Raw genomic sequence first — 23,912 nt, 5'->3', positions numbered from 1 at the left:
ACATTTTTAAGGGGGAAACGGAAATGAGGAAGTCGTATTTGGTTTTGCTTTCAGTCGTGATGATGATGTCCTTGGTGCTTTCGGCATGTTCGGGAAGCAATTCGAATGCCGGCGGAAATGAAAGCGGTAACAACGCAGCCGGCAATGCGTCGAGCCAAGACGCGAACAACGCAGGAGGAGCATCGGACGGCAAGGCGACAAAGCTTGAATTTTGGACGTTCCAGCAGCTGCATGCCGACTATTATCTTGAAATGGCAAAACGCTGGAATGAGGCGAACCCGGATAAACCGATCGAGATCGTACCTACGGTCAGCCCGTTCGACGACGTACATAACAAGCTGCTTGTATCCTTGCAGTCCGGCAGCGGAGCTCCGGATATGGCGGATATCGAGCTTGGCAAGTTTCCGAACTTCTTGAAGGGCGAGCCTCAGCTTGAGCCGCTAAACGATATTATCGAGCCGGATCTCGCCAACCTGATCAAAGCCCGCTTTGACATCTATGCGAAAGACGGCAAGTATTACGGTGTTGATTACCACGTTGGCGCTTCCGTTATCTATTACAACAAAGAGATCCTAGATAAAGCAGGCGTAAACGCGGACGATATCAAGACTTGGGACGATTTCGCGAAGGCTGGTCAACAAGTATTGGAGAAGACGGGTATTCCGATGACGACGCTCGAGACGAGCGAGCAATGGTCGATGTGGCTGCAAACGGCGCAGCAGCCGGGCAACAACGACTTGCTGACGGCAAGCTTCGAGCCGAACTTGGACAGCCCTGAAGTGACGAAGGTGTTGAAGTGGCAGCAGGAGCTCATGAAGTCCGGCGTTGCGGTCGGCGCGCCAGGCGGATTCCACCATACGGAAGAATATTTTGGCTTTATGAACGCGGGCGGCGCTGCTTCGATCTGGATGCCGCTTTGGTATATGGGCCGTTTCACGGACAGCATGCCTGACTTGAAAGGTAAAATTATTATTCGTCCGATGCCGGCTTGGAACGAAGGCGAGCCTCGTTCCGCGGGAATGGGCGGCACAGGTACGGTTATTACAAACCAGTCGAAAAACAAAGAGCTGGCCAAAGAATTCCTGAAATTCTCAAAAATTTCGAAAGAGGGCAGCATCGCGACGTGGACGGAGCTTGGTTTCGACCCGATCCGTTCCGACGCTTGGACAGATCCGGCGATGAAAGAGCCGAACAAGTTCACGGAATACTTCGGCGACGGAATCTTCGATGTGTTGACGGAAGTGAAGGATGAGATCGAAGGCATCAATATCGGCGAGAAGACGCCGGAGGTCATCGATGCGATCAAGACACAGACAAATGTGCGCATCCTGCTTGACGGCGAAGATGTCGAGAAAGTATTGAAGGAAGTTAACGACACATTGAAATAACGATTCCGGAAGCATATCGCCGGCCGCTAAAAGGGCTGGCGGTATGCTTACCCTTTAGGGAGGGTTACTTATGACGGGCAGGCGCTCGAATTTGTTGTATTCCCAGAAAATTGCGCCCTATGTATTCGTAGTGCCTTTTTTATTGTCGTTTGCCATCTTTTTTGTATATCCCGTCTATTCCGCGATTACGATGAGCTTTCAGGAGATCGTTCCGGGCGAAGCGAAGTACGTGGGGACGGCTAACTACGAGGAGCTGTGGAATCCGTCCTTCTTGAAAGCGCTGAAGAACAGTACGGTTTATACGGCGCTCACCATTGTGCTTCTTATTCCGATTCCGCTCGTGCTGGCGGTATTTCTCAATTCGAAGGCGATGGTGTTCAAAAACTTTTTCCGGTCGACCCTGTTTATCCCTGCGCTTACGTCCGTCGTTGTCGCAGGTACGATATTCCGGATGGCGTTCGGAGAGCTCGACGGATCTTTGATGAACACCATCGTTACTGCGCTTGGGTTCGAGAAACAGCGATGGCTCGGCGACCAGTGGCTTGCGCTTATGACGCTGCTTATTCTAGCCTGCTGGCGGTGGATGGGCATCAACCTTCTTTATTTCATGGCAGGCTTGCAAAATATTCCGAAGGAGCTTTATGAATCCGCGGAAATAGACGGCGCCGGCACATGGAAGAAGTTTACCCGAATAACGGTGCCTCTGCTGAAGCCGATCACGATCTATGTTTTCACAATTAGCATTTACGGCGGTTATGCGATGTTTACGGAAAGCTACATGCTTTGGAGCGGGAACCGTTCCCCGAAGGATATCGGCCTGACGATGGTCGGTTACTTGTACAGATCGGGCTGGGAGCAATTTAATCTGGGGTTGGGAGCGGCGGTCGGAGTCGTGCTGCTGGTCATCACTTTGCTTGTAACGGTCATTCAGCTTCGATTCTTCGGACTGTTTAAGAAGGAGGATTAGTCATGGATAGTACGCGCAAAGGAAAATGGTCGATCCAGCGGTTTGGCATGCTGCTCCTGTTTGCGGCCTTGGCTATATTCGCCTTGTTTCCGCTCGCGACGCTTGCCGTCGCTTCGTTTAAACCCGCTCAGGAGCTCATCCGATTCGGCCTGAATTTGCGGCTCGACCGCGAACTACTGACATTCGATAACTATGTCCACATCTTCTCGCCGGAAACGTTTTATCTGAAATGGTACGCCAACAGCATTATAATCGCGCTTGTGTTTACGGTGCTTTGCCTGCTTCTATCATCGATGGTCGGTTATGCGCTTGCCGTCTACCGGTTTAAGCTGCGCAATCTGATCTTTTTATTAGTGCTGGTCATCATGGCGGTGCCGCTCGAGATCATTATGCTGCCGCTTTACCAGCTGTCGATCGATATGAAGCTCATCAATAATATGTGGGGAGTCATCCTGCCGTTTGTTGTGGCGCCGCTGCCGATTTTCTTCTTCCGGCAGTATGCCAGCGGGCTTCCGAAAGATTTTTTGGACGCGGCGAGGGTGGATGGATGTACGGAATACGGCATATTCTTCCGGATCATGATGCCACTGATGGCGCCGGCGTTTTCTTCCATGGCGATCCTGCAGGCGTTGTTCAGCTGGAATAACTTCCTGTGGCCGCTCATCGTGCTAAATAATACGGCGAAGCTGACGATACCAATTGGTCTGTCGACGTTGTTAACACCATACGGCAATAACTATCAGGTTCTGATCGCGGGCTCGGTATTCGCCATTATTCCGGTGCTGATCGTATTCGTATTCTTCCAACGGTATTTCATTGAAGGGATGACTGCCGGGGGCGTCAAAGGATGAGCCGCGCGAGGGCTGCGCTCCTCCTTCTATCGTCGCTTCTTGCCTGTATCCTGGCAGGCGGCTGCAGCGGAGCGGCGTCTACGGGCTCAAGTGAATATCCGAACCCGCTAATCGAACAGCGCGCCGATCCATGGGTATACAAGCATACTGACGGTTATTATTATTTTACCGCTTCTGTTCCGGAATACGACCGCTTGGAGCTGAGGCGGTCCAGGACGATTCGAGGCTTAGGCGACGCGAAGCCGGCGACGGTTTGGACGAAGCCGGAGCAAGGCGAAATGAGCAAACATATTTGGGCGCCGGAAATTCATTCAATCGATGGAAAGTGGTATATCTACTATGCCGCGGCGAGGGAAGACGCCCCATTCGATCATCGGATCTATGTGCTTGAGAACGGGGCGGCAAATCCGCTTGAAGGGGAATGGACGGAGAAGGGGCAGCTCGCGACGGAATGGGAGTCGTTCTCTCTTGACGCGACGACCTTCGAGCATAAAGGGACGCGCTATCTGGTCTGGGCGCAGAAGGATCCGCGCATTCGGGGCAATTCCAATTTGTACATTGCCCGAATGGCCAATCCATGGACGATTGAAGGCGGCCAAACGTTGATATCAAAGCCTGAGTATCCGTGGGAGACCATTGGTTTTTGGGTAAATGAAGGGGCAGCTGTGCTGAAGCGCAACGGGAAAGTAATGATTACGTATTCCGGCAGCGCCACGGACGATAACTATGCGGTCGGCCTGTTGACCGCGGACGAAAACGCCGATCTGATGAACGCCGAGTCATGGAGTAAGTCTGAGCAGCCGGTATTCCGGACAAGCGAGGAGAACGGCATTTATGGTCCCGGCCATAACAGCTTTACCGTATCGGAGGACGGCCGGCAAGACGTGATTGTCTACCATGCCCGCAGCTACAAGGAGATTGAAGGCGATCCGTTATACGACCCGAACCGGCATACACGAGCGCAGGTATTTGGCTGGAACGAGGACGGCACACCGGACTTCGGAGAGCCCGTGCAGGAACAGTAAGAGAGGATAAAAAAAGAAATGATATGGGATGAGGGAGAACCAATATGGAGAAGTTGAAGGAGCAGTTACATAATCCGATTATCGAGCAGCGCGCGGACCCATGGGTCTATAAACACTCTGACGGTTACTATTATTTTACGGCTTCCGTTCCGGAATACGACCGTATTGAAGTTCGCAGGGCAACGACGATTCAGGGCTTGTCCGACGCTGAAGCGGTCGTTGTATGGCGGAAACGCGAAAGCGGCATATTGAGCGCCAATATATGGGCGCCGGAAATTCATTATATCGACGGCGGCTGGTACATCTATTTTGCCGCGGCTCATACGTCGGAGACGAAGGAAGGATTGTTCGACCATCGGATGTATGTGCTTGAGAACCGTGCGGAGAATCCGCTCGAAGGAGAATGGGTCGAGAAGGGGCAAGTGAAGACGGAATGGGAATCGTTCTCCTTGGACGCGACGACGTTCGAGCATAGAGGCGTCCGGTATTACGTATGGGCGCAGAAAGATCCGAATATTGAAGGGAATTCGAATTTGTACATCGCTCGGATGACCAATCCTTGGACAATCGAGCTGCCGCAGGTTATGATCTCGCAGCCGGAGTATGACTGGGAGCGGATTGGCTTTAAAGTGAACGAAGGGGCTGCCGTCCTGAAGCGCAACGGCAAAATATTCATTAGTTACTCCGCGAGCGCGACGGATCATCATTATTGCATGGGACTCCTTACTGCCTCGGAGGATGCCGATCTGCTGAATCCCGCTTCGTGGTCGAAGTCGAAAGAGCCGGTCTTCCAGACGAATGAATCAACGGGCATCTACGGCCCGGGTCATAACAGCTTTACTGTGTCCGCGGATGGAACGGAAGATATTATCGTCTACCACGGCCGTAATTATAAAGAGATCGTCGGCGATCCCTTATACGATCCCAACCGTCATACCCGCGCTCAAGCCTTTACTTGGAATGAGGACGGAACGCCGAACTTCGGCATCCCAGTTGCGGAATCGAAGCGAGTTGCCGGAGCTTAAATCGTTCGGCAAAAGGGATGAGGCGTTCCCCCATATCGGGGTGAACGCCTCATTTCTTTACATGCCGCCGTCATTAGCGTCCGGCACCTTCGCTATCTTTTCATATTCTACGGTTCCAAATTCTCCGCATAGATCAAGATATATGCCATTCATATCGAACATCTCTTTCTCTTCTTCCAGGTAACGAAGAACTTGCTTCCTTAATGACGTGTCGGGCTTTGCGTCCTTTCGCTCGGTTATTTCATTAAACACAAAATTCCATAAAAAACGCTCCGAACCCGCGGTCGGATAGAGGTAGAATTGCTGCTGGAACTTTACGATATTGCTGGCAGGCGGCAGCATCTCCCGGAGCTGGGGCGTAAATAGCCAAGAGTGGCTTATCATGCCTTTATATTTGACCTCGGGGAAATAGGTTGAATAAAAATCTTTAGCCCGTTTATACGTTTCTTTTAAGGCTTCCATGTTAAAAGCCGTATCTCTTGGGATGTGGACCTCGAGCAAATGATCGTCCTTGTCCAGCACTTTTTGCCATTCCGAACGATTAAGCTTTACTTGTTTGTTCAAACCTTTTCCAATGGGCGTGATTGGATTTCCGATATAAAATTGCTCCGTTTCCTCGTATTTGGTTACAAAGCCGTCGGTTGTTTTCTCTTTATTGCATACCCCTTGCATATCTCCGTTTGCCCTTAATTCCATCCCATCGCCGCATAATAGCAAAAAATGATGTTCTTTTGAATGGTAAAAGCCTTTGACGACTCCGGAAAACGGGGCCGCCATAAATTGCATGCCGCCCAGACGGAACAGCTTCGCTTCGAGATGCCGCCAGATCCAGCTGAAATTTCCGATCGCATAGTAGCCTACTAATTGATAGGCATGTTGCACCCATACGCCGATATCCCGCAAAGTTTCTACAAATAGTTCCTCGCTTAAGTTTCTTTCGGAATATTTCCGCTCCGTCAGCGGCAATCTTTGCAGCGCCGCATGCAAGTAAAACAGGGAGGCATGCTTTCCGAATACGTCCTTCACGTAAGGATGAACGGCCAGCGGTTCCCAAACTGTCGTCCAGTATCCGCTCTCTATCGTGTTCTTGTAAAATTCCGCATAAATTTCGAATAGCTTTTGGTCATTGATAATTTTATTCGTGATATCCGCCAATATTTCGGCAGCGCCTTCAGGTATTTGAATTTTTCGGCAGTAATGCTGCAATAAGTCATTTGGCAATAATGAAAGCTCCATCTATACGCACCTCTTCGGTTATTTATCGGATATTCAAATTTTATTGCAGCATGGCAAGGGTTAACTACCGATATTCAGACGTTTTCGTTGCACATTTACGACGAATAGGATTCCATGAAAAAGGACCTCATCCTCCACATTGCCGTGGAATATGAGGTCCATCCGCTTTCGTATCATGCGAGTACCTTTTGGGTTACTCCGCCGAAGGTTTGTTGTAATAGAGCCGGAACATGAGATCCTGATTATAGTTGCCGAAGCCTTTGCCGAAGAGGGTTAATCCTCCAACATGCTCGGATTCGTTCTCCACCGCGAGGCGCAGCGTCCAGTGACGTTCCTTTACATTCAAATCCTCGATCGTGATGTCGGAAATTTTGGTGCCGTCCATGTAAGTGCCTTTGGCCGATACGCTAAGATGCTTAAGCAAGCCGTATTGATTCACGAGAGGCGGCCACCAGGACGGATTGTATTTGCCCGGTTTTTCGCCGAAATCCCCTGGACTTGTCCAAGTGCCCAGCTTGACGTTATTCAAATAAAACGTAATATCCGAGGGCCAATTATTATTCGTCAGCGGGGCTTCTGAGGAAATTTCCATAGACACGACGATTTCCTCCGGATTCTGCGTCGATAATAAGAAATTCGGAATTTTATATTCGACGAACCCTTCGCTGAACCAAATAATTTTTGCGTGGAACCGGTCGGGATCATAGAAATACCGCGGATCGTCCACTTCCCCGATGAATCGTTCGATCGTCGCGATGCCGCAAGTCGGTTCGACCCGAATGTCGGAGAAATGCCCGATTGACACTTCGGTCTCGTGAAATTCCCGCATCTCGGCCATCTTGGAAGGAAATATAATTTCCGCATGCTCGAGCTGCAAGGTGCACAGCTTCTGAACGCCGCCTTTGCCTAGGCCCGGCAGCATTTCGGTTCGTATGATTTGGGCATTCTCCAATTTCTTAATGTGCATCGTCATGATAGCGCTGCTGAGACCCACCGCTTCGGCTAACTCGCGTATATTCATCGATCGTTTGGCGAGGAGACGAATAATCTTCAATCGAACGTTGCTTGCCAGAGCTTCATAGAAGGGAAGCGATTTCTCCGTAATATCAAGGTCCATTAGATCCTCCTACAAGCACAGTAATAGTAATGCTAATGTATATATTATATATATTTGTTAACGATTCAGCAACGTTAGGCTTTTATATTCCTAGCGCAAAGCGTGAAGCCCAGTTATTTGAACCAAGTTGATTCAAATCGGGCTTTACAATGTCACAGTTCTAGTGTACTATTCAGATATAACACTAAGACACAGATACACATCATACGCCGTACACGGTGAATGATGGAGAGAGTGGAGGAGAAAAACGGATGAAGGATAATGAAGTCGTGCTTCGTCTCGACGGAGTAACAAAGCAAATAAAAGGCAGAAAGCTCGTTGACGGGCTGTCGTTCCAAATCTCGAAGGGCGAAATCGTAGGTTTGCTAGGTCCGAACGGAGCGGGCAAAACGACAACGATCCGGATGATCGTAGGGCTCATCGGAATGAGCGAAGGAGATGTCCATATCGGCGGACACAGCATTCGGGCCGATTTCGAGCAGGCAATCCGTCATGTGGGCGCGATTATTGAAAATCCGGAGTTTTACCCGTATATGACGGGCTGGGACAATTTGAAGCAATACCAGCGGATGTCCGAGGGGATAAGCGAAGCAAGAATTCATGAGGTGGCTAAGCTGGTCGGCCTGCAAAATGCGCTGGATAAGAGGGTAAAAGCGTATTCGTTAGGGATGAGACAGCGCCTGGGCATCGCGCAAGCGCTTCTTCACCGGCCATCGGTGCTTATCCTCGATGAGCCGACGAACGGTCTGGACCCGGCGGGCATCCGGGAGATGAGAGATTATATGAAGCAAATTGCCGAGAATGAAGGCATCGCGATCCTGGTGTCCAGCCATCTCCTGTCCGAGATGGAGCAAATGTGCAGCCGCGTTGTCGTCATCCAGGAAGGCAAGCTGGTGACGGTACGCTCGATCGGGGGCGAGGCGAAGCAGGAGCAATCGCTTGTCCATTTATCCTTGATGGTGGATAATCCGGCGCTTGCGATCGATGCTTTGAAGCGTTTGAATCTAGCAGGCAGCGGCGGCAATACGACCGATGCCGGCGAACGAATCGCTGTGTCGCTGCCGCATGAAGACATACCGAAGATGATCGCGGCGTTAACGGCCGAAGGGGTTCGGCTGTACCGCGTCGAGGAACAAAAAACGACGCTTGAAGATGAGTTTTTGAAATGGACGGAGGGGAACCGCATTGCGTAACTTTGGTGCTTTGCTCACAAATGAATGGCTTAAACTGTACAAGAAAAAATCGTTTTTTGTTTATTTTGCCGTCATGGCCGCGTTTATCGGGGTTTGCGCCTACATCGCTTACCGCGGTTGGATGGACGGCGTGGACAGCGCGCTTGGCTTCACCGAACAAATCGTTACGATGAGCACGGCTGGACAAATCCTGCCTCTCGTTGCTATCATTGCAATTGCCAATGTAGTGCCGCAGGAATTTCGTATGGGGACGATTAAGCTGCTCTTGATTCGAGCGCAGAGCCGAAGCAAAATTTTAGCTTCTAAATATATTACTACTCTTCTTTTCTCGATCGCTCTGATCATAGCTACGTTCGGCATGGCGATGCTTACCGGATTGCTGCTGTACGGCTTCGGCGGCGGCGCGGGCTCCTGGTCTTCGATTGGCGAGAACGTCTTGTACTTGACGGTCTATACGCTCGTATTCGTTACCCTGACCTTCATGATCGGCGTGCTTACAAAAGCAAGCGGGGCGACGGTCGGCATCTCCATGTTCTGTGTCATGCTGGGCGGGTTGTTCACCATGCTCCTAAGCCACTATGACTTTATCAAGTACGTGCTGTTTCCGAATGCAGACTTGTCCGCGTACCAGAGCGGGATGATGCCGGAGGACATGTCCATGACCTTCTCCGCCATAGTGATCGCCGTTTATATGATCATCTTTTTATTTATCAGCTTCGCCACTTTCAGAAAACGCGATATATCTTGACGCCGGCGGTGCGGCAGGCCACCAGAAAGGAGCATGGCCCTTGTGACGATAGAATTTGACAATAATGCCCCGATCTACATTCAGATTATGAATTATATCAAGAAGCAGATCGTAATCGGCAAGCTGGGCCCCGGCGACAAGATCGAGTCCGTCCGGGACCTGGCGTCCGAGCTTCAAATCAATCCGAATACGATTCAACGGACCTTCCAGGAGCTCGAGCGCGAAGGCATTGTGGAAACCAAACGCGGTCTCGGCCGCTACGTAACGGATGAGGAGTCGACTATTATGCAAATAAAAAAAGAGATGGCGGCGGAGCTGCTGGACCGGTTCGTGAACGGCATGAAGGAGCTTGGCTTTGCCGAAGGCGATATCGTGTCGCTTGTATCAGAGGCGGTCCAATCGGACAATGAGACGAAGGAGGGCGCGTAAATGGTCCCGGTTCTTGAGATCACATCGGCGGGGAAACGATTCGGTTCCAAAACCGCGCTTTCGGACGTCACATTAAAAGCGCAGCCCGGCCGAATTATCGGCCTTCTCGGCAGCAACGGCAGCGGCAAGACGACGCTCATGAAGCTGGCGGCCGGCCTCGTTCCTCCGGATACGGGAGAAATTCGGATTTGCGGCGAACCGATCGGCACCCAGTCAAAAGGCTTGACTTCGTTTATGCCGGATAAGCCGCTTACGGAGCCATGGATGCGGGTCAGGGACGCCGCCGCGTTCTATGCCGACTTTTATGCCGATTTTGATAAAGCCAAAGCGAAGGAAATGCTTTCGTTTATGGGGCTGAAGGACAACGACAAGATTACTTCGCTCTCGAAAGGGATGAATGAACGGCTGCAGCTAACGTTGGCGTTGTCCCGGAACGCAAAGCTCTATTTGCTCGACGAGCCGATTGGCGGCGTGGATCCCGTTGCCCGCGAAAAAATACTGGATGCGATTCTAAACTATTACAATGAAGACAGCTGCCTAATCATTTCGACTCATCTGGTAACCGATATCGAACGGATTTTTGATGAAGTCATTCTTATTAAGGACGGCCGTCTTATCCTGCAAGAAGAGGTTGACCAAATTCGAATGGCTCGGGGCAAAAGCATCGTCGATCTATTCAAAGAGGTGTATGCGGAATGATGAAGCTGCTTAAATACGATTGGAAACGGAACGCAACGCCGATCCTTGCCGCATTCATTATCCTGCTCGTAGCCGAGCTGGCGCTTACGATAATCGGGTGGTCGGACGGCTGGGACGATGTTGTCGTTTACGTGATCACCGTCATGATGTACGCCTTTACGGCTTTTCTCGCTGTGTTAATGGCCTGTCAAACCTTTAAAAGCAATATTAAAGCGTACAGCCGAAGGCTGCTGCCGCTGCCGTCCCTGTATGCGGTCGTAACGCCAATTATTTTGTTGCTGCTGGTTCATCTTGTTCTGTCTCTTCTCTATATCGTCCATGACAGGATCCTATCGCTTCTATTCGAAAAGGATACGCTGCTTACGCTGGCTTCGCCTTATTTGAATGCGGGGAGCGCGTCCGCTGTCGCGGCGGGGTACGTGTGGGGGCTTGTTTTCACAACGATCGTGATCTTCTTCAGCATCGCGGTTTCGCAGACGGTGGAGGGCAGGTCCGGAACATTCCTTGGGATTGTCGCGTGTTTGGGCTTGTTTACTGTCGTTTCCTTTATTGAAAGCTTCATCTCGCCTGCTGACGATTCTTCACAAAATCTGGGCTTTGTTAATCTCGTTATGGAGAAAGCGCCGGACGGAACGGTTACGGTTGATGTCGCGCCGTTTGTGCTGTCGCATTTGGGCGTCGTGCTGTTCGAGCTGGCGGCCGGCGCGGCTCTCGTGTACGGCATTGTCTATATGATGAATCGTAAAATGAAGCTGTAGGGTCCATCACGAACGATATACGTACGTGCCGCATGCCGCAAGCTTGCCGCTGTTTTTGGCGGAGCTTGCGGCTTTTTTATGTTTTTGCGGCCTTCATTCTGCGGTAGTCCTTCGGAGCGAGCCCTTTGCTTTCGCGGAACACGCGGGAGAAGGTTTTGTACGAGCCGTAACCGACCTCCATTGCGATTTCGGCCACGCTCATTTCCGTCGAGGCGAGCAAGCCGCATGCGTGCCTAATGCGAAGATCGCGCAAAAACTGAACATAGGTTTGTCCCGTTGTTTCTTTAATGACCTCGCTTATACGCGAGACGCTCAAGGAGAACTTGGCCGCCAAATCGGACAAGGCAAGCTCATCCTGATAATGCTGGTGAATGTAATGGATGACGGGCCACACCGACCAGCCTTTCCTGCCTTCGTTCAGAGCGGTTTGCTCCGAATCGCAGCCGGATGTTCTCCGTGCCCGGTCGAACAGCACCAATATTTCCTTCAGCCGCAGCTGCAGCATCGTCTGTCTCCAGGGGTGATTCTCCGCGTATTCCCGGTACATATCTTCAACCAGCCATCTCATCCGTTCGTTATCCTTGCCGCTAAGCTGTATGTAAGGGGCGGCGCCCGCCAGATCGATGAGCTTCAGCAAGCCTTCGCCTGAAGCGGATCCCATCAGCAGGTTCATGCTGAACATACAGTTGTACAGCTGGAGCTGGCTGCCGGCCGACGTAAAAATTTCGTGCACCTGATAGGGGAGCACAAAGGTAAAGGTGCCCGGCACCATCGCGTGCTTTGTCTCATTAATCGTCTCGAACCCGGAGCCCTCAACGACATAGGAGAACTCCAGAAAATCATGCCGGTGCGCGCGGAAACCGTTAGGCAGACGGTTTAAGCTGATATGAAGCGGATTTGCCGTGTCCATATTCGGATATGTCTTCAAGTAGTCGGGAAAGTAAGTCATATATCCTCCGAAAAAATGAGATATTTTTCGAAAAAACAAGCACGCTTTTTAGCTACGGTTATTTTAACATAAATGTCGTAAGCGGTTACTGAAAGATTTCGGACAAGTGGACGACATTACTTATCGGAGGGAATCGGAATGAGTAACGGAAATAAAATTAAAATCGGCATCATCGGAGCGGGGAATATCGGCGGCGTGCATGCGCAGGAGTTTTCCAAGCTTTCGGAGCTTTGTGAAATTACGACGATAACGGATGCATATCTGCCGCTGGCGCAGCAAAAAGCGGCGCAATACGGCATTAAAACGGTTGCGGGCTCGCCGGAGGAGCTTATCGCGAGCTCCGACGTGGACGCGGTCGTCATCGGAGTTCCGAATCAGCTGCATGCGCCGCTTGCCGTCCAAGCGATTGAAGCGGGCAAGCATGTGCTGCTGGAGAAGCCGATGGGCATTAATTCCGAAGCGGCGCGTCAAATTTTGAAGGCAAGCAGCGGCTCTGACCGGATCGTGATGGTGGGCCATCAGATGCGTTGGGAAGCGGTGCCGATGGCGATCAAGGAGCAAGTGGAACGAGGCGAGCTGGGTAAAATTTATACGGCCAAAACCGGCTGGTTCCGCCGCAAAGGCATCCCTGGCTGGGGAACGTGGTTTACGCGGATGGATCAATCCGGAGGCGGTCCGCTCATCGATATCGGCGTTCACATGCTGGACTTGGCTTTGTATTTGATGGGCAATCCGAAGCCGGTCTCCGTCTACGGAGCAACGTATGCCGAATTCGGACCGAAGCGCAAAGGGATCGGTACATGGGGCAGGCCGGATTGGAACGGGCATTACGATGTGGAGGACCTTGCTACTGCGCTGATCAAAATGGAAGACGGCAGCACGCTTTCGCTTGAAGTGAGCTGGGCGGTGCACATGGACACCGACAATACGCCGTTTATTCATCTGATGGGAACGGAAGGCGGCGCGAGCTACAAAGGCGGCACAGGCAAGCTTCTGACGGAGAAATTCGACCGTCCGCTCGAGACGCCGCTTGCAAGACCGGAGAACGACGAAGGCGAAAGAGCGCGGCTTAGCCGCCACTTCCTGGAGTGTATCCAAAGCGGGAAGCAGCCGATTACATCCGCGCTGTCCGGCTACACGAACAACTTGATTTTGGACGCGATTTACGAAAGCTCGCGCACGGGTCATGAAGTTATATTGAATTGGGATTTGAACTAGCGGGAAGCGGGGGAAGCATATGCTGAGAGGGTTGTCGGGAGCGGGATTGGGCAAGCTCGAGAGCGGCCGCCAGCTCATTGAGCTGGCCGGACGATACGGTTTTCAAGCGGTGGATTTGGATGCGCGGGCGCTTGTCCGCGAATACGGATTGGACGGCGCGCGCGAGCTGCTGGCGAAACATAACGTCGTGCTCGGTTCGATCGGACTTCCGGTGGAATGGAGGGCGTCAGAGTCCGCATTCCAGGAGGGCCTTGAGGAGCTTGCGTCGCATGCGGCCGCGGCTCAAGCGCTCGGCTGCACGCGCTGCTGCACGTACATTTTGCCGTCGACGGATGAGAAGGCTGCGCATTTTATGGCGGTGGCGACGCGCCGACTCCGTCAGTGCGCCGTCATTCTGGGCGCTTACGGCATCTCGCTCGGACTTGAGTTTGTCGGTCCGCATCATTTGCGCGAAAGATGGAAACATCCGTTTATTTGGACGATGGAGGAGACGCTGGACTGGATTGCGGCCATAGGCGAGGCGAACGTAGGTCTTCTGCTTGACGCCTACCATTGGTATACGAACGAGCTTGGAACGGAAGCCATCGAGGCGCTGCGTCCTGAGCAAATCGTCCACGTTCATTTGAATGACGCCCCGAATGTGCCGGTCAGCGAAGCGTTGGACAATGGCCGCCTCTATCCGGGCGAGGGTGTGATTGACCTTGCCGGGTTTTTGAAGGCATTGGATAAAATAGGGTACCGGGGACCCGTCGCGCAAGAAATTTTGACCGCAGAGGCCCCTAACGGGACGCCGGAAGAGTTGGCCGAGCGTTCCAAAAAAGGGTTTGACCTTGTGTTCGAAGCTGCGGGCATCCGTTAACAGAATCGGGCATCCGCTCATAATATAGGGTAAATGCCCGGTAATGGAGGTGGCCGCGGGTGACTTGGTCAAAGCAGGAGCGGTATTTCCTCGTTTTGTTGCTGCTAGCGCTGTATGTGCTTCTTGTGTTTGCGCTGTTGTTTTTGTTTTTATAGAAGGTTAGGCTCCGGAATGGGCCGTTGTCTTCCGACAGGGAGATGACGGTTCATTCTTTTTTTTTCGAGCATAAGCTAATGACTCGTTACAAATAATGAAAAGGAATGAAGGATTGTATAAAGGAGGATGCGTGAGTTGGCGTCAAAAGGTTCTACCGCAAACCGCTACAAAAAGATGTCGATGTCGCCAAAGGAATATAAGGCGTTTGCCAAAGAGAAGGAGCCTCCCCGTTCCATACTTGGGAATTGCATCAAAGCGTTCCTGGTTGGCGGAACGATTTGCGTCGTTGGGCAAGCGATCACGGAGCTGTTCGTTCATCTGATGAACATGACGCCGGAACAAGCAAGCAATCCTACGGTTGCCGTGTTAATTCTAATTTCCGTCATTTTGACGAGCCTTGGCGTATACGACAAGCTTGCCCAATTTGCGGGAGCGGGTTCCGCCGTCCCTGTTACAGGCTTTGCGAACTCCATGTGCTCGGCGGCGCTGGAGCATCGCAGCGAAGGATTGGTTCTTGGGGTTGGCGGCAATATGTTTAAGCTGGCAGGCGCTGTCATCGTTTACGGCACGGTCGCGGCGTTTTTTGTCGGCATCGTTCATTTGATTCTGGGCACCGGGGGTCAGTAATATGCTACGTGGCAAACAAACCTGGTGGTTTGAGAACAAGCCCGTCATCATTGGCGCAGCGACGGTCGTGGGCCCTGATGAAGGAGAAGGGCCGCTCGCTGCCGATTTTGATTTGGTGCATCAAGAGCTGGACATGCAGCAGAAGTCTTGGGAGAAGGCGGAACGGCTGCTTTTGGAGCAAGCGGCCGAGTTCGCGATGCAGAACGCCAAAGTGGATAAAACCGGCGTTAATTTTTATGTCGGCGGCGACTTGATGAATCAAATTATTAGCAACAGCTTTGCCGCGCGGACGATCGGCGCGCCGTATATCGGCGTGTTCGGGGCATGCTCGACATCGATGGAATCGCTAGCCCTCGCTTCGCAGCTCGTGGACAGCGGAGCGGCGAATCACGTGCTCGCAGGAACGTGCAGCCACAACTGTACGGCGGAAAAGCAATTCCGTTACCCGACGGAATACGGCTCCCAGAAGCCGCCGACGGCGCAATATACGGTGACGGGAGCAGGCGCCGCTGTCATCGCCGCGACAGGGGACGGGCCTGTCGTCGAATGCGCGACGATCGGCAAAGTGGTGGACCTTGGCATTACCGATCCGTTTAATATGGGCGCAGCGATGGCTCCGGCCGCCGTCGACACGATTCAGACCCATTTCAACGATACCGGACGCTCGCCGAGCGATTACGATCTCATTGTGACCGGCGACTTGGCTAGCGTCGGGCATCCGATCGCTAAAGATCTGCTGCTTCAAAACGGCGTGCCGATGGACAATACCGTATTTAGCGACTGCGGCTTAATGGTCTATGACGTGGAGAAGCAGAAGGTTCAGGCCGGCGGCAGCGGCTGCGCCTGCTCGGCCGTCGTCACGTACGGGCACTTGCTGAAGCGGATCCAGAAGGGAGAACTGAAGCGCATTCTGGTCGTGGCGACCGGCGCGCTGCTGTCCCCGCTATCGTATCAGCAAGGGGAGAGCATCCCGTGTATCGCCCATGCGGTATCCATTGCTTCGGGAAAGGAGCTGACGTCATGATCTTTTTGTGGGCTTTTCTGGTTGGCGGCGCCATCTGCGTAATCGGCCAGCTGATGTTCGACGTGCTCAAGCTGACGCCGGCGCACACGATGGCAACGCTTGTAGTCATCGGCGCGATCATTGACGGCTTCGATCTATACGAGCCGCTCATCAAATTCGCCGGCGCCGGCGCGTCCGTCCCGATTACGAGCTTCGGCAACGCGCTCGTTCACGGCGCTCTAACGGAGCTGCATACTTCGGGTTGGATCGGCGTAATCTCGGGCATATTCAAAGTAACGAGCGCAGGCATATCGGCCGCGATCATTTTTTCGTTTCTTGCGGCTTTGGTCGTGCGTCCGAAAGGCTAGAACCGCAATAACCAACGATTGGAGAATCCTGTGGGATTCTCCAATTTTTTTTGGAAGCTGGGCGTTTGTGAAGTATCCATCATCTACTGTAAAATAGTACTATTAAAGCGCATTCCTAGACTACATTCCGGGAGGTTATGAAATGGACATTCGTACTGCAGACGCGCAATTATGCTTAACGACTCTTCGAAGCTTAGACTCTTGTATCCTGGGAAAACATGACGAGATTGAGAGATTGTTCATTGCGGTGCTGGCCGGAGGCCATGTTCTGCTGGAGGATGTGCCGGGCACGGGCAAGACGCAGCTGGTTAAAGCGCTTGCGAAATCCATCGGGGGACAATTCCGAAGAATACAGTGCAATCCCGATCTTCTGCCGACTGACATTACGGGCGTCTCCATCTATCATCCGAAGCAAGAGAGCTTTATGTTCCGCCCCGGTCCTGTCATGACGAATATATTGCTGGCCGACGAGATTAACCGCGCAACGACGAAGACGCAGTCCGCGCTCCTGGAGGCGATGGAGGAAGGCAACGTGACGGTGGACGGCGACACCTATGAGCTGCCTCAGCCATTTATCCTGCTTGCGACGCAGAATCCGATAGAGTTTGAAGGAACGTACACGCTGCCGGAGGCGCAGCTGGACCGTTTTATGATGAAGCTTTCCCTAGGGTATCCAAGCATCGAGGATGAGCAGCAGATGGTCATCTCCAAAGAAAGCTACCATCCTTCCGAGCGGGTGCAGCGCGTGATGGATATCGAAGATATGATCGAAATTCAGCGTCAAGTGCTGAATGTTCACATTGACGATGCGGTTGGCAAATATATCGTGAGCTTGATCCGAGGCACTCGCGAGCATCCAAGCGTGATACTGGGCGCAAGCCCGCGCGCGGCGATCGCTCTGACGCGCGCAGCCAAAGCCAGCGCTTATTTGCGCGAACGCGATTATGTCACGCCGGACGATGTGAAGTCGCTGGCGCCTTATGTGCTGTCGCATCGGCTGCTTCTCCGTACGGAGGCTCGAATGAACGGCGTACGGGCGGAAGACGTGATGGCCCAAGTGCTGCAATCGACGAAAGTGCCGGTCCGGCTAGAGAGATAGCGCGATGGAAGCGACGAAGGCTAAACGTTTTCGCTGGCAGTTCATCGCAGTCGTGTACATTTGCAGCTTGTTCTACTTTTTGTTCCAAGGCGGCAGAACTTCGCTGATGCTTTTTATCATTTTAAATCTTCTGCTGGCTTATTTGTGGATCGGACGCTGGAGCGGCATCAGCAAAGTGACCGGGAACCGGTCTTTCGCCGCGCAAGGCGCGCAGCCGCAAGGCAGCGTGATGTCGGGCGGAGCGCTGGATGTTAGTCTGCAAATCAAAATTCCCGGATTTTTTCCGCTTCCTTATGTCATTGTAAGAGACGGTCTGCTGCGCCACAACGGTCAGAAGCTTAGCTTCGAGACGTCGTTCGTTCCGAACTGGAAGCGGAGCGGAGAAGTGTCGTACCGCACGCCGCCGCTCGCAAGAGGCGAATATCGGTTCCGCGAGACGGAGTGCCTGTCTTATGACGTGTTCGGCTTATTCGAGCATTCCGGTTCCTTCAAGTCGGACGCGGTATTCAGCGTTCTGCCTCAGACGGTTCCGCTTAAGCAGTGGACCGGCTTCCGCCAAGGCATTCGCGGCCCTTATTCCCACGCGGCCGCGTCGCGCTCCGCGAAGGAAACGACGCAGATTAACGGCGTTCGGGAGTATCATTACGGCGACCGTCTGTCGCGTGTTCATTGGAACGCGACGGCCAAGACCGGGCAGTGGAAATCGAAGGCGTTCGAGCGGGAGTCTTTGCCGCGGACGTTAATTATACTTGACCGCCATTTGCCCTCGTATGACGGCTCCTCGCCTGATCGGTTCGAGCTTGCCGTATCCGTCGCCGCTTCGTTTATCGAGCATGGCACGAGGGAAGATACCGCGATGGGACTGCTGTCCATCAGCGATAAAGTAACGATGATGCCGCCGAAGTCGGGGGTGGAGCAGCGGAATACGGTAATGAAGCATTTGACTTTTGTTGACGCGGATGCGCAGTATCCGATTTACAAATCGCTCCAGCAGGCCGATTCGGTCATTGAGCCAGGCAGCTTCGCGCTGCTGATCTCGCCGGAGAAAGGCGGGCAAATCATCCAAAGCATGGAATGGCTGTCGCGCAAAGGCGTAACGCCTTGCCTGATCCATATCGGATCCGCCTCGAAAATTTCCGGCGATATCGCCTGGCGGCGCATCGTAGAGGAACGGGGCTGGCTCGTCTTTGACGTGCGTCAGCTGCAGGAGCTTCCGTCAGCGCTTGAAGGGAGCGGGATCGCATGAAGTGGCGGAGTATCGTTTCGTATTTAAGCAAGCATTGGTATGAACGCTTTGTTTCGATTTTTACGGCAGTTGTCATCATGAGCTGCCTATCGATATTCGAAGGGTATTGGTGGCCGGAGAGCTTTGAGATCGCCTACCGAACGCTGATTTGGGCAGCCGTTATTGATTTGCTCCTTCCTTATAAGCCGAGAGCGCTCAGATGGGCTGTGCAGTGGATCGCTGCGGTGATCATTACATTCCGTCATGCGAGGATGGAATGGGAGGTTGCGCCGCCCGAGCAATCGGGCGAGTTCGGCTGGTGGCTTCAACAGACGCTGGCGGGGCTTCATCCTTTTATCTGGTTCGCGGTTGCGCTGCTCGCCATGCATATCGTGTTCAGTGCCTGGGCGATCACAAGAGCGAGAATGTTCGGATTGATCGGCGCCTCTATCATGGTGCTGACGATTGCGGATTCGTTCACGCCGATTTGGCTCTGGGATAATGTGGCGGTCGTCGTATTTACCGGGCTGATCTGGCTGGTGTTGAACCACTTGCATAAGCTGCAGCTGACGCATCCCGACAGCTGGCGGGATCTGCTCGAGTATCCGATCCGGATTTTGACGCCTGCCATTATCGTATTGTCCGTCTTTTTTATCATTGCTTTAAATGTTCCATCCGTCGCGCCGCTTCTTCAGGATCCTTACACCATCTGGAAAAACGCGCAAGGCGAAGAGGTGCAGGTGTTCCTCGGCGAGAAAGCGATTGTCAATGACAACAACCCGACTTCATCCGGGAACGCAAGCTCGGGCTACAGCCGGAACGATGAAGTGCTTGGCGGCGGCTTCGATTACGATTTCTCGCCGGTCATGATGGTGACAACCTCGCAGAAGAGTTATTGGCGGGGGGAGTCAAAGGCCTTCTATGACGGGAAGGGTTGGACTCGCGAGAGCACCAGCAGAGGCGTAATGACGGCGGGCGTTACGAAAGGCGCGCCTCTGCTTGAGACGGTTGACCGGAGCTTGGCCGAAGTGACGGAGGTTGAACAAATCGTGACGGTGGTCCGCGAGGATCCTTTCCCGGTGCTGTTCGGCGCGGCTCCGGTTTCGAGAGTGGACTGGATCGGCGAGGTCGACGCCTTTAATCCGTCCAGCGTTGCCTGGCTGCCCGATCTTTGGGAGCTTCGGTGGAATGAATCGGTGAAATACCCCGAGATGTACGCGGTTACTTCTTCCGTCGTCGCTTTGGATGAAGAAGGCTTAAGAACGGCGGAGGCGGAGCTGCCCGATCCTGCGGCAAACGCCCTGTATTTGCAGCTGCCGAATACGGTGACGGAGCGGACGCGCGCGCTCGCGGCCCAGGTAACGGCTGAAGGCGCAACCGATTATGACAAAGCGAAGCTGCTCGAAGCCTACTTAAAAAACACGTATGTCTACAATAATAAGCCCGACTTGAAGAAGCTGACGGGCGGCAGCCCGGATTTCGTCGATCAGTTTTTGTTCGAGCTTATGGAGGGTTACTGCGATTATTTCTCGACGGCGATGGCCGTGATGGCGAGAAGTATCGATTTGCCGACACGCTGGGTGAAAGGGTTCTCGCCTGGTTTGCTGCCGAGCATCGGCGGGCCGCCCGGAGAATTTGTAACCCCGGAGGAGATTAACCCGACCGGCGCGGGAACGTACACGGTCCGCAACTCCGATGCGCACTCATGGGTAGAAATTTATTTCGAGGGCTACGGCTGGATTCCATTCGAGCCGACCGCAGGCTTCAGCTTCCCGTACGTAGCGCCTGCCGGCGAAGAAATTACGCTACCTGAGATTGATCCGAATGTGCCGGATACGGATGGCAGCACTGTGGAAACGAAATCCTCGGGCAGCGGAGTATGGGCATGGGCCGCTCTTGGCGTACTGCTTGTATCCGCAGCAGCAGGACTCGTTCTGGCTCGCCGCCGCATTATTACGGCATGGCGCAAGCTCCGCCAAGGCGCCCACACGACCAACGATCAAATCGTGATGGAGACGCACCGGCTTCTTCGGATGTGCAAGAAGCACGGCCTGCGCAGAGAGGAACATGAAACGATGCGCGAGGCGGTGTCGAGATGGGCCGAGGTTTACAAGCGTCTGAAAGACGATTTTCTGTTCGTGCTGGACGGTTTCGAACAGGCGAAGTATGGTTCTAGAGTCGCAACCAGGGAAGAGGCTGACCGCTTCGTCAGCAAAGTCCGTTATTTGATCGGCGAGCTAAAGTAAAATAGCACTTATGCCATACCGCTTGACAGCTTGGCTGGCAAGCGGTATTTTTTTGCAACAAAATCCGTTTGTATGGTATAGTTTCGTAAGATAGCAGGGAGAAAGCAGAGGGATTACGGGATGTTTGAAAGACTGTTGCCGAAAATGAGAGTGCGTTCGGTGTACGATATTAACCTGGATGAGCTGGCGGCGAAGGGGCTGCGCGGCATCATTACGGATTTGGATAATACGCTGGTCGGCGCGAAAGAGCCGCTGGCAACGCCTGAGCTTGTCGCTTGGCTGGACAAGGTTCGAAGCGCGGGATTTAAAGTGGTCATTGTATCCAATAATAACGAAACGCGGGTAGGCAAGTTCGCGGCGCCGCTCGATATTCCGTTTGTGCACGCGGCTCGAAAGCCGACGATGCCGGCGTTTCGCAGGGCGCTTAGCTTGCTGGGTCTCGAAGCGAATGAGACCGTTATGATTGGGGACCAAATGATGACGGACGTGCTTGGAGGCAATCGCATGGGCCTGTTTACGATATTGGTCGCGCCGATCGCTCCGGCGGATGAAGGCGTGATGACGCTCGTGAACAGACGTATTGAACGGTTTGCGCTTGCAAGGCTTCGCAAGCGCGGTTTGTGGCAGGAGGAGGAAACAAAGTGACGGAACAACAACAAAGCGAGACAGCGATTTCCTGTGCGGGCTGCGGCGTGCGCCTGCAAACCGCAAACCAGGAGGAAGCGGGCTATATTCCGGAGAATGCGGCGCAGCGGGATCCGGTTATTTGCCAGCGCTGCTTCCGGATCAAGCATTATAATGAAGCTTCTTCCGTTGCGGTGGATCAGGATGACTTCCTGAAGCTGCTTGGCAGCATCGGTTCGACGAATAGCCTGGTCGTTCATATCGTAGATTTGTACGACTTCGAAGGAAGCTTGATTGCTGGCCTGCAGCGGTTTGTAGGCAACAATCCTGTGCTGCTCGTCGTCAATAAGATCGATCTGCTGCCGAAAGGCATGAATATGAATCGGATCCGAAATTGGGTGCAGAAGCAAGCGAAGGCGCAAGGGCTTCGCACGATTGATATCGTCTTGTGCAGCGCGAAGCGCAATATGGGTTTCGAGCATGTCATCGAAGCGCTTGAGCGTCACCGCGGAGGACGCGATGTCTATGTGGTCGGCGCCACCAACGTCGGCAAATCGACTCTTATTAACCGTTTGATTCGGGATTACAGCGACATGGAACGTGAATTGACGACTTCGCGTTATCCCGGCACAACGCTTGACGCGGTGAATATTCCGCTCGAGGACGGCAAATCGATTATCGATACGCCGGGCATCGTCTATACGAGCCGGATGACGGAGGTCGTTCCGCGCAGCTTCTTGGGCGCGCTCCTTCCCGACAAGCCGATCAAGCCGCTGGTCTATCAGCTGAATGAGAAGCAGACACTGTTTATCGGCAGTCTGGTGCGCTTTGATTTCGTAGAGGGCGAACGCCAGTCGTTTACGTTGTATATTTCCAACGCGCTCAACGTCCATCGGACGAAGCTGGAGCGCGCGGATGAGCTGTACGACAACCATAAAGGTGAACTTCTGGGCGCGCCGACGCTGGAGGAGCTTGCTTCGATACCGGAGTGGACGAGACATTCCTTGCGTGTGAAGCAGGGAGAGAAGCAGGATATTTTTATATCCGGGCTCGGCTGGATCCAAGCGAACGGCATGCGGGGAGCGCTGCTGGATGTGTACGCGCCGAAAGGCGTTAAAGTATTGCTGCGCGACTCCATGATTTAACGGCTGCGAGCGGCTTTGGAGAACGGTTAGGTTGAAGGGGGAACGGCTGTGACTGGAAGTATGGAAGGGAATAAAATCGATAGCCATACGGTGCTTTATGGCGTAATCGGGGATCCGGTCCGCCATTCGAAGTCGCCGATAATGATGAACCGGGCATTTCGCGAAACGGGCATTAACGGGGTGTATACAGCGTTTCATATTCAAGACGAGTCGCTCCGGGATTTCATTGCCGGCGTACGCGCGATGGGCATACGAGGCGTCAATGTGACGATTCCGCATAAGCTTCGCGTGATGGAGCTGCTCGACGAGATTGACGAAGGCGCCCGTGTGATCGGGGCCGTTAACACGATTGTGAACGACAACGGGCGGCTTATCGGATACAATACGGACGGAATCGGTTATGTCCGGTCGTTAAAGGAAGAGGCGGCGCCCAATCTGTCCGGTAAAAAGATTACGGTAATCGGCGCAGGCGGGGCAGCCCGCGGCATTATCTATGCGCTGCTCGGAGAGTCGCCTGCGGGCATCTCCATCGTGAACCGGACAGTCGAGCGGGCGGAGGAGCTTGCGTCTTCGTTCGCGGGCGGCGCGGTTCGCCTGGACGCCGCGTCTAATGATCGGCTTGAGGAGCTGTGCGGCGACGCCGATATCGTCATTAATACTACCTCGGTCGGCATGTTCCCGAACGTGGAGGAGTCGCCTGTTCCGGGCGAATGGCTGAAGCCGGGCGCGGTCGCAAGCGATCTCATCTATAATCCGCTTCAAACCGCATTTTTGAAGGGGGCGGAAGCGCGCGGCTGTACAGCGCACGGCGGGCTCGGCATGTTTATTTATCAAGGCGCTTACGCCTTTGAATATTGGACGGGACAAAGCGCGCCGGCCGCGGCGATGCGGGAAGAAGTGCTGGCCGCTCTACGCGCGTAGTCGGGGCCCGGCACGACGCTGTAAGCCGCAAAACTC

General features: G+C 53.3%; 24 protein-coding genes. 21 read left to right on the top strand and 3 right to left on the bottom strand.

All coding sequences use genetic code 11. The features are described from left to right. The first annotated feature begins 23 nt into the window (after positions 1 to 23). From D3P08_RS04665 to D3P08_RS04645, 5 genes are all read left to right on the top strand, one after another. Positions 24 to 1,388, top strand: coding sequence for an ABC transporter substrate-binding protein (locus D3P08_RS04665; RefSeq protein WP_119598278.1), 1,365 nt, complete (start codon positions 24 to 26; stop codon positions 1,386 to 1,388). A gap of 70 nt (positions 1,389 to 1,458) precedes the next feature. Continuing rightward, a complete protein-coding gene (locus tag D3P08_RS04660) occupies positions 1,459 to 2,355 on the top strand; it encodes a carbohydrate ABC transporter permease (RefSeq protein ID WP_119598277.1) in 897 nt (298 codons plus the stop codon). Positions 2,356 to 2,357: 2 nt separating this feature from the next. Continuing rightward, positions 2,358 to 3,206 carry a carbohydrate ABC transporter permease gene (locus tag D3P08_RS04655; protein ID WP_119598276.1) on the top strand — a complete coding sequence of 283 codons (849 nt, stop codon included), beginning with the start codon at positions 2,358 to 2,360 and terminating at the stop codon, positions 3,204 to 3,206. Beyond that, the gene (locus tag D3P08_RS04650) at positions 3,203 to 4,231 is read left to right on the top strand and encodes a glycoside hydrolase family 43 protein (protein ID WP_119598275.1); all 1,029 of its coding nucleotides are present in this window, start codon (positions 3,203 to 3,205) and stop codon (positions 4,229 to 4,231) included. The genes D3P08_RS04655 and D3P08_RS04650 overlap by 4 nt, the downstream gene beginning before the upstream one ends. 44 nt (positions 4,232 to 4,275) lie before the next feature. Further along, the gene (locus tag D3P08_RS04645) at positions 4,276 to 5,256 is read left to right on the top strand and encodes a glycoside hydrolase family 43 protein (RefSeq protein WP_119598274.1); all 981 of its coding nucleotides are present in this window, start codon (positions 4,276 to 4,278) and stop codon (positions 5,254 to 5,256) included. A gap of 57 nt (positions 5,257 to 5,313) precedes the next feature. Here D3P08_RS04645 and D3P08_RS04640 read toward each other — a convergent pair whose 3' ends face one another. Both D3P08_RS04640 and D3P08_RS04635 read right to left on the bottom strand, forming a co-directional pair. Continuing rightward, entirely contained in the window at positions 5,314 to 6,492 is a 1,179-nt protein-coding gene (locus D3P08_RS04640) for an acyltransferase domain-containing protein (protein WP_119598273.1), read from the bottom strand. Positions 6,493 to 6,685: 193 nt separating this feature from the next. Then, on the bottom strand, positions 6,686 to 7,609 hold the full coding sequence (locus tag D3P08_RS04635; protein ID WP_119598272.1) for an ArsR family transcriptional regulator: 924 nt from the start codon (positions 7,607 to 7,609) through the stop codon (positions 6,686 to 6,688). Between the two features lie 251 nt (positions 7,610 to 7,860). Here D3P08_RS04635 and D3P08_RS04630 point away from each other — a divergent pair, with 251 nt between their 5' ends. The 5 genes from D3P08_RS04630 to D3P08_RS04610 are packed head-to-tail and all read left to right on the top strand — an operon-like array spanning position 7,861 to position 11,436. Continuing rightward, entirely contained in the window at positions 7,861 to 8,802 is a 942-nt protein-coding gene (locus D3P08_RS04630) for an ABC transporter ATP-binding protein (RefSeq protein ID WP_119598271.1), read from the top strand. Next, positions 8,795 to 9,550, top strand: a complete 756-nt coding sequence (locus tag D3P08_RS04625) for an ABC transporter permease (protein WP_119598270.1) — start codon at positions 8,795 to 8,797, stop codon at positions 9,548 to 9,550. Before D3P08_RS04630 ends, D3P08_RS04625 begins: the two co-directional genes overlap by 8 nt. A gap of 42 nt (positions 9,551 to 9,592) precedes the next feature. Beyond that, on the top strand, positions 9,593 to 9,979 hold the full coding sequence (locus tag D3P08_RS04620; protein ID WP_119598269.1) for a GntR family transcriptional regulator: 387 nt from the start codon (positions 9,593 to 9,595) through the stop codon (positions 9,977 to 9,979). Next, on the top strand, positions 9,980 to 10,678 hold the full coding sequence (locus D3P08_RS04615) for an ABC transporter ATP-binding protein (RefSeq protein ID WP_119598268.1): 699 nt from the start codon (positions 9,980 to 9,982) through the stop codon (positions 10,676 to 10,678). Continuing rightward, positions 10,675 to 11,436 (top strand): hypothetical protein, encoded by a 762-nt coding sequence (locus D3P08_RS04610; RefSeq protein WP_119598267.1) that lies wholly within the window; start codon positions 10,675 to 10,677, stop codon positions 11,434 to 11,436. The genes D3P08_RS04615 and D3P08_RS04610 overlap by 4 nt, the downstream gene beginning before the upstream one ends. Positions 11,437 to 11,512: 76 nt before the next feature. On the opposite strand, the gene D3P08_RS04605 is transcribed toward D3P08_RS04610, so the two are convergent. Then, the gene (locus D3P08_RS04605) at positions 11,513 to 12,385 is read right to left on the bottom strand and encodes an AraC family transcriptional regulator (protein WP_119598266.1); all 873 of its coding nucleotides are present in this window, start codon (positions 12,383 to 12,385) and stop codon (positions 11,513 to 11,515) included. A 138-nt stretch (positions 12,386 to 12,523) separates the two neighbouring features. Between D3P08_RS04605 and D3P08_RS04600 the strand changes: the two genes are divergently transcribed. From D3P08_RS04600 to D3P08_RS04550, 11 genes are all read left to right on the top strand, one after another. Beyond that, complete coding sequence (locus tag D3P08_RS04600; RefSeq protein WP_119598265.1) at positions 12,524 to 13,603, top strand: Gfo/Idh/MocA family protein; 1,080 nt, start codon at positions 12,524 to 12,526, stop codon at positions 13,601 to 13,603. A 19-nt stretch (positions 13,604 to 13,622) separates the two neighbouring features. Continuing rightward, positions 13,623 to 14,462: a sugar phosphate isomerase/epimerase family protein gene (locus D3P08_RS04595; protein WP_119598264.1), complete on the top strand. Its 840-nt coding sequence runs from the start codon at positions 13,623 to 13,625 to the stop codon at positions 14,460 to 14,462. Between the two features lie 330 nt (positions 14,463 to 14,792). Further along, on the top strand, positions 14,793 to 15,245 hold the full coding sequence (spoVAC, locus tag D3P08_RS04590; RefSeq protein ID WP_119598575.1) for a stage V sporulation protein AC: 453 nt from the start codon (positions 14,793 to 14,795) through the stop codon (positions 15,243 to 15,245). A gap of 1 nt (position 15,246) precedes the next feature. After that, positions 15,247 to 16,269, top strand: coding sequence for a stage V sporulation protein AD (gene spoVAD, locus D3P08_RS04585; protein WP_119598263.1), 1,023 nt, complete (start codon positions 15,247 to 15,249; stop codon positions 16,267 to 16,269). Further along, complete coding sequence (spoVAE, locus tag D3P08_RS04580; RefSeq protein WP_119598262.1) at positions 16,266 to 16,616, top strand: stage V sporulation protein AE; 351 nt, start codon at positions 16,266 to 16,268, stop codon at positions 16,614 to 16,616. The genes spoVAD and spoVAE overlap by 4 nt, the downstream gene beginning before the upstream one ends. A 142-nt stretch (positions 16,617 to 16,758) precedes the next feature. Beyond that, on the top strand, positions 16,759 to 17,715 hold the full coding sequence (locus tag D3P08_RS04575) for an AAA family ATPase (RefSeq protein ID WP_119598261.1): 957 nt from the start codon (positions 16,759 to 16,761) through the stop codon (positions 17,713 to 17,715). A 4-nt stretch (positions 17,716 to 17,719) separates the two neighbouring features. Beyond that, on the top strand, positions 17,720 to 18,961 hold the full coding sequence (locus D3P08_RS04570) for a DUF58 domain-containing protein (RefSeq protein WP_119598260.1): 1,242 nt from the start codon (positions 17,720 to 17,722) through the stop codon (positions 18,959 to 18,961). Next, the gene (locus D3P08_RS04565) at positions 18,958 to 21,186 is read left to right on the top strand and encodes a DUF4129 domain-containing transglutaminase family protein (protein WP_119598259.1); all 2,229 of its coding nucleotides are present in this window, start codon (positions 18,958 to 18,960) and stop codon (positions 21,184 to 21,186) included. The genes D3P08_RS04570 and D3P08_RS04565 overlap by 4 nt, the downstream gene beginning before the upstream one ends. Before the next feature lie 120 nt (positions 21,187 to 21,306). Beyond that, positions 21,307 to 21,831, top strand: coding sequence for a YqeG family HAD IIIA-type phosphatase (locus D3P08_RS04560; protein ID WP_119598258.1), 525 nt, complete (start codon positions 21,307 to 21,309; stop codon positions 21,829 to 21,831). After that, positions 21,828 to 22,955: a ribosome biogenesis GTPase YqeH gene (yqeH, locus tag D3P08_RS04555; protein WP_119598257.1), complete on the top strand. Its 1,128-nt coding sequence runs from the start codon at positions 21,828 to 21,830 to the stop codon at positions 22,953 to 22,955. Before D3P08_RS04560 ends, yqeH begins: the two co-directional genes overlap by 4 nt. A gap of 60 nt (positions 22,956 to 23,015) precedes the next feature. Then, a complete protein-coding gene (locus tag D3P08_RS04550; protein WP_119598256.1) occupies positions 23,016 to 23,876 on the top strand; it encodes a shikimate dehydrogenase in 861 nt (286 codons plus the stop codon). Positions 23,877 to 23,912 lie beyond the last annotated feature (36 nt).

The sequence above is a fragment of the Paenibacillus nanensis genome (genome assembly GCF_003583765.1).
In the GTDB taxonomy this organism is placed as follows: Bacteria; Bacillota; Bacilli; order Paenibacillales; family Paenibacillaceae; genus Pristimantibacillus; species Pristimantibacillus nanensis.
This window is presented reverse-complemented; position numbering and strand designations above follow the sequence as displayed.

Bases quoted from the DNA above. Each gene is read 5' to 3' on its own strand.
- D3P08_RS04665 (WP_119598278.1), top strand. From the start codon at position 24: ATGAGGAAGTCGTATTTGGTTTTGCTTTCAGTCGTGATGATGATGTCC.
- D3P08_RS04660 (WP_119598277.1), top strand. From the start codon at position 1,459: ATGACGGGCAGGCGCTCGAATTTGTTGTATTCCCAGAAAATTGCGCCC.
- D3P08_RS04655 (WP_119598276.1), top strand. From the start codon at position 2,358: ATGGATAGTACGCGCAAAGGAAAATGGTCGATCCAGCGGTTTGGCATG.
- D3P08_RS04650 (WP_119598275.1), top strand. From the start codon at position 3,203: ATGAGCCGCGCGAGGGCTGCGCTCCTCCTTCTATCGTCGCTTCTTGCC.
- D3P08_RS04645 (WP_119598274.1), top strand. From the start codon at position 4,276: ATGGAGAAGTTGAAGGAGCAGTTACATAATCCGATTATCGAGCAGCGC.
- D3P08_RS04640 (WP_119598273.1), bottom strand. From the start codon at position 6,492: ATGGAGCTTTCATTATTGCCAAATGACTTATTGCAGCATTACTGCCGA.
- D3P08_RS04635 (WP_119598272.1), bottom strand. From the start codon at position 7,609: ATGGACCTTGATATTACGGAGAAATCGCTTCCCTTCTATGAAGCTCTG.
- D3P08_RS04630 (WP_119598271.1), top strand. From the start codon at position 7,861: ATGAAGGATAATGAAGTCGTGCTTCGTCTCGACGGAGTAACAAAGCAA.
- D3P08_RS04615 (WP_119598268.1), top strand. From the start codon at position 9,980: ATGGTCCCGGTTCTTGAGATCACATCGGCGGGGAAACGATTCGGTTCC.
- D3P08_RS04610 (WP_119598267.1), top strand. From the start codon at position 10,675: ATGATGAAGCTGCTTAAATACGATTGGAAACGGAACGCAACGCCGATC.
- D3P08_RS04605 (WP_119598266.1), bottom strand. From the start codon at position 12,385: ATGACTTACTTTCCCGACTACTTGAAGACATATCCGAATATGGACACG.
- D3P08_RS04600 (WP_119598265.1), top strand. From the start codon at position 12,524: ATGAGTAACGGAAATAAAATTAAAATCGGCATCATCGGAGCGGGGAAT.
- D3P08_RS04595 (WP_119598264.1), top strand. From the start codon at position 13,623: ATGCTGAGAGGGTTGTCGGGAGCGGGATTGGGCAAGCTCGAGAGCGGC.
- spoVAC (WP_119598575.1), top strand. From the start codon at position 14,793: ATGTCGATGTCGCCAAAGGAATATAAGGCGTTTGCCAAAGAGAAGGAG.
- spoVAD (WP_119598263.1), top strand. From the start codon at position 15,247: ATGCTACGTGGCAAACAAACCTGGTGGTTTGAGAACAAGCCCGTCATC.
- spoVAE (WP_119598262.1), top strand. From the start codon at position 16,266: ATGATCTTTTTGTGGGCTTTTCTGGTTGGCGGCGCCATCTGCGTAATC.
- D3P08_RS04575 (WP_119598261.1), top strand. From the start codon at position 16,759: ATGGACATTCGTACTGCAGACGCGCAATTATGCTTAACGACTCTTCGA.
- D3P08_RS04570 (WP_119598260.1), top strand. From the start codon at position 17,720: ATGGAAGCGACGAAGGCTAAACGTTTTCGCTGGCAGTTCATCGCAGTC.
- D3P08_RS04565 (WP_119598259.1), top strand. From the start codon at position 18,958: ATGAAGTGGCGGAGTATCGTTTCGTATTTAAGCAAGCATTGGTATGAA.
- D3P08_RS04560 (WP_119598258.1), top strand. From the start codon at position 21,307: ATGTTTGAAAGACTGTTGCCGAAAATGAGAGTGCGTTCGGTGTACGAT.
- D3P08_RS04550 (WP_119598256.1), top strand. From the start codon at position 23,016: ATGGAAGGGAATAAAATCGATAGCCATACGGTGCTTTATGGCGTAATC.